The following is a 908-nucleotide window of genomic DNA, read 5'->3' as shown; positions in this document are numbered from 1 at the left end:
GACAGTTTGAGAAGCGCGCCGACGTCATCTACGGTACAAAACCGTCTTGAGGCTTGCGCATGCTTTTCTGGATAGCAAGCACCGTTGGACTGGCGATCGCCTATCTCTTCGGTTCAATGCCCACGGGTTATCTGGCGGGGAAGCTGCTCAAGGGCATCGATATCCGGGAGCATGGCTCCAAATCCACCGGGGCAACGAACGTCTTGCGGGTCTTGGGAAAATGGCCGGCGTTGGTGGTGTTGCTGGTGGATGTGCTGAAAGGTGCTGGGGCGATCGTCTTTGCCCGCTGGGTTCATCACGTTGCCGTTGGTTACGCTATCGACCCCGCTTGACCTGCAAGCCTGGGTGCCTTGGGCTGTTTGCCTGGCCGGAATTGCCGTGTTGTTGGGACATGGCCGTTCGATCTGGTTGAATTTCACAGGTGGCAAATCCGCTGCGACGGGGCTTGGCGTGTTGCTGGCTCTGTCTTGGCCGGTAGGTGTGGGGGCTGCGGCGGCTTTTGGTGCTGTGCTGGCTACGTCTCGGATAGTTTCCCTGAGTTCGATGGTAGCGGCGTTGACCGCGATCGCCCTCATCTGTGGCCTGGAGCAACCGTTGGCCTATCGGTTGCTGGTGATTGCGGGCAGCATCTACGTGGTTATGCGCCATCGTGCCAATATTCAGCGGCTGCTGGCTGGGACGGAGCCACACTTGGGGCAAAGCAGCCCGGAATCGAAAACGTAGCCGCAAATCCGGCTTTCGGGTCCGCCCGCCCAACGTTTTATAATCCTATCCGAGTGCTTGCAGGCCCAGTTCCAGCGCTTGCCGGACCGTTTCGCGACGGATGAAATCGCGGCCTTTGTCTGCAAAGAGTTGGTGCTCGGCGACAATCGGTCGGCCGTCCAGCGCAACCCCGAACCAGACCAGGC

At 59.6% G+C, this 908-nt stretch carries 2 pseudogenes; one reads left to right on the top strand and one right to left on the bottom strand.

Annotated elements, in window-relative coordinates:
- The first annotated feature begins 59 nt into the window (after positions 1–59).
- A pseudogene (plsY, locus tag EN879_RS37370) lies at positions 60–723 on the top strand (glycerol-3-phosphate 1-O-acyltransferase PlsY).
- A gap of 45 nt (positions 724–768) precedes the next feature.
- On the opposite strand, the pseudogene EN879_RS40480 reads toward plsY, so the two are convergent.
- Positions 769–908: pseudogene (locus EN879_RS40480) on the bottom strand (damage-inducible protein CinA); the annotation flags it as partial.

The organism is Mesorhizobium sp. M7A.F.Ca.AU.002.02.1.1 (assembly GCF_003998535.1).
In the GTDB taxonomy this organism is placed as follows: domain Bacteria; phylum Pseudomonadota; class Alphaproteobacteria; order Rhizobiales; family Rhizobiaceae; genus Mesorhizobium; species Mesorhizobium ciceri.
Note: the sequence above shows the minus strand (reverse complement) of the source record. Positions and strands in the feature narration are given on the sequence as shown.